Source organism: Ruminococcus sp. RTP21204st1_B2_RTP21204_210225 (genome assembly GCF_040914135.1).
Classification (GTDB): Bacteria; Bacillota; Clostridia; order Oscillospirales; family Ruminococcaceae; genus Hominimerdicola; species Hominimerdicola aceti.
In genome coordinates this window covers 1-3,676 of the sequence record NZ_JBCPGA010000088.1, presented here as the reverse complement: position 1 = coordinate 3,676, position 3,676 = coordinate 1, and the positions used below count along the sequence as shown (strand labels likewise).

Annotated in this window: 2 protein-coding genes; one reads left to right on the top strand and one right to left on the bottom strand. The window is 32.8% G+C overall.

All coding sequences use genetic code 11. The features are described 5' to 3' along the window. Positions 1-51: 51 nt before the first annotated feature. A complete protein-coding gene (locus tag AB5123_RS13960; RefSeq protein WP_117859679.1) occupies positions 52-2,562 on the top strand; it encodes a hypothetical protein in 2,511 nt (836 codons plus the stop codon). A gap of 8 nt (positions 2,563-2,570) precedes the next feature. Here AB5123_RS13960 and AB5123_RS13955 read toward each other — a convergent pair whose 3' ends face one another. Continuing rightward, positions 2,571-3,647, bottom strand: coding sequence for a glycosyltransferase family 2 protein (locus tag AB5123_RS13955; protein WP_117859680.1), 1,077 nt, complete (start codon positions 3,645-3,647; stop codon positions 2,571-2,573). Between the last annotated feature and the right edge of the window lie 29 nt (positions 3,648-3,676).

Genomic DNA, 3,676 nt, shown 5'->3' with positions numbered 1-3,676 from the left:
GATAACTATAAATTATCAAATACTAACACAATATTCGGAGAGAAAAAATCAATGGCCAACATAAATGAACTAACCCCCAGAGAGTTTGAGGTGCTTGCAGCAAATTATGCGAGATCCATTTTTCCTGATTATAATTGGAAAATAACAAAAGCTGTTGGTGATTATAACAGAGATTTTGAGGCAGTGGTTGATGATCTGAGCAAATGGGGAGAAGCTAAACAAACTGAAGAAGATTCGACAGCTGTATCTAAAGGCAGATGGGATCCTACTTTATTATCCGCTATTCTGAAAAATGATGTAGATGAATTAATACTTGTAACAAGCGGTTGGATTTCTCTTCAATATGTAGTCAGGGCACGCCATTTGGTAGGCATCAAAAATATGATCAGTAAAATCATTTTTGTTAACGGATATCTTGTTAATGAATGGCTAAAAACACACGAAGGGGATTTTTATAATTTTGGAGTTAAAGATGTAGATCTGAATTCCAAAATTATAAAGCCTGCAAAGTTCAGTGGAATCAGCAAAAGTGATTATTGTATAATACAGGTTTTTGATATGTATAATATACTTGAACCAAAAAATGAACTTTCGTATCATGTTCCATATAATATCCTTATCACTTTTTTCTTGAAGTCAGACAGCAATGTTAGAATATCTGTACCGAATTGTTTCAATATAAACTCAGTTTCCTATGAAAATCTGTCAGATAAATCAGGAACCTCAAAAGATATAACTGCAAAAACCATTGAAATCATTGCAAAGCAAGGATATAATCAAATCACTATATCAGGTAACGGAGATCATAGTCAATATTCAGGCAACAGTGAAATTAAAGTAAAAATAAATGAAATTTCAACTTATACGTGCAGTATTACCATAAAAGAATCACCTGTTATTGATAAAAAACTAATTGAAGAAATAGTCAAAATTGAAAAAGAGCATAATGATTCTTTACACCCAAATGTTAATTCAGTAGTTAATGTTACAGGGATATCCAGAAACGATATTACTCTTATTTCAGAAAAAGATCAAAGATTTTTCTATTTTCATTTTAACGATTCTTATTGCGAGAATGCTGTTGAATTGTGTAAAATACTTGCCTTACTCATATTTGGAATTTATAACGATCAAGGTGAACAGGAAACAATTGAGGAAGCAATAAACAGTACTTTGAACTATTGTCCTACATATCTGAGCAAAATTCTTATTGGTGCTGCTGACCCTATTTATGCTGTCGATACAATAAAAGATCTTTCAATAAACTCGAAAAAATATACGATTGATAAATACAGTGTACCAGATAGATCGATTATTTTTGTTGAAATATCGAATAGTACATCTTTTGATATTTTGAAATTGCTGGAACATCAGCTTGCTTCTTTTAAGATGCAGTACAATTCTTCAATAGTCATACTAAGCAGGAAAATAGATGATAAGACAGCGGATAAGCCAGAAAATGAAAACACGAACGTGCTTGAACTGATCGATAAGTTGCAAAATAATAATGTAGACGAAAAAGATGACGTTTTAGCACAACTTCAAAAAAAAGCAAATGAGTATTATAATAAATCTGACTTTTTTAGAGCTAAGTGTTTATATGATATTATATTTCAAAACATAGACTTAAAAGATCAGAATTTATATGAAGTATTTAAATATGCAGACAGCTTAAATCATTGTGATTCCTTAATGCAGTCTAAAAAGTTCTTTACAATAGCAGCACAGGCTTCCGATAATGATGATCCGAAAAGAGAAAAGAAGATCTTAGAAGCACAAACGGAATTATTTAATCTTCGCTTTTGGAGTCTTGATGTAGATACTCTTGTAGATGATATCGACAAAATGCTGGAAAAACATTCAAAGATTCTTTTGAGCAACAATGGTGAAAGGGCTTTGTACGCATATTATAACTGCCTAAACCGCAAAATGGTGACCCAGTATCTTATTGGCGATTATGAAAATGCGGAAAAAACTTTTGATAAATATATAAAAAGCATCAATTCGGATAATTATATGAACTATAAAGCGTTTGCTTATATGGATAGTGCTAGAGGACTTTATGCCAAAGACCTTAAAAAGGCAGAATGCAGATTAAAACAATCTCATGAACTTCTTGAAAAAATACATGAAAAGGGCAATGAAAATCGCAGATATCTTGATTGTAATGTTGAACTTGCGTATGTAGATTTTATTACTGAATATGAAAAAGGTAATGAACCCGATATTCAAAATTTAGAATCAGCAGTTACTCAAGTCAGAATAAACGGTTACACAAGTATGCTGATAAAATGTAACCTGAAACTGTCAGCATGCTATCTTGCTTTGGGAAATACAGAAGTAAGCAGTAAATGTCTGAACTATGTTAAAGGCAGTTGCGATTTTAACGACAATCCAAGAGTTGAAATGCTTTATAACAACTTATTCTGTGCATTATTGTCTGTAATAAACAGCTCAAATGCGAAAAAACACGGCATCGCAAAAGATTATCGAGCAAAGCATATTATTACATTTGACACTGCTGCTAAGAAAAAGATCAATATAGAACCACGTTTGTGGTAACATTTATCTTATTTTGTGACAAGCGATCGAACAGACAGCACATTACCTGATAAATCTATTATCAAGTCATTTTTTCTTTTTTCGTATTTGAACCACAAAAGATTATTTTTTACCTGAGTATAATTATTAGTAAAATATATAATATCGGCGTCATATCTGCAAAAAGCATTTGGAAGACACCGAAAGAAATCTAACGATTTTGCTCCTGAAATATAGGTGTACGAAACCATATTATCGACCTGAATACCGCAGGCTTCCAGTATAGGCGCTGGATTAGGCAGTTTTGAGAAATTCAATACAACATAATTGCTTAATTCACTCGAGGTAAGTTGAGCGGAAATAATATTATGAAGATCCTCCTTAATATTTTTGCTCCATTTTGACCAAAAGATAGCTGATTGAGCTTCCTCATTAAGTTCATATTGATTCCTTGCCCCACCTCTAATATGATAAGCCTCAGCCTCATGAGCATACCAGCACTTTTCACCATTATATGTGAGCTTTAATGTATATTCCATACCCTCCCATGCATTGTAATATTCTGCACTGAATTTTCCCATTTTTGAAAATGAAGTCTTTTTCGTTGCGCATAGGGCAGTCGTCAGCGCTTGTCTTTCGCCGCTTTTATTTACTATTCTTGAATCAATGTGTGCATTTTCGAGAGCGTGGGCATTTGTAAATTTAGTAAAAATATGTCCTGTACTTTGTACCAAATTACTCTGCGGATATATCAATTTAGGCTGTACAGCCGAAACATCATCTCTTTTCAATACAGACAGCATTTTTTCAAGACAATCGGGTTTTAGTATTATATCGTCATTCATAAAAATCAAATAGTCACAATTGGCGCTTTGTGTAGCGATATTATTTGCAGCGCCGTAACCTTGCTTTTCTGAAAGGTCGATCTTATGAACGCAATTAAGTCCGAGGTCTTTATACTGCTCTTCACTTATGGAGTATTCTCCGCCGTCATTGATAACAATTATCTCATATTCATTTATAGTGGGATATTGTGATAAATGAAATAAAAAGTTTTCAAAAAGTGTACGGTTGCTGTTTGTTGAAATTATGATGCTTGCCTTCATTTTTTAACCTCCGATAATTTATAGTTATC

Coding starts and splice junctions, on each gene's coding strand:
- AB5123_RS13960 (WP_117859679.1), top strand. CDS start 52: ATGGCCAACATAAATGAACTAACCCCCAGAGAGTTTGAGGTGCTTGCA.
- AB5123_RS13955 (WP_117859680.1), bottom strand. CDS start 3,647: ATGAAGGCAAGCATCATAATTTCAACAAACAGCAACCGTACACTTTTT.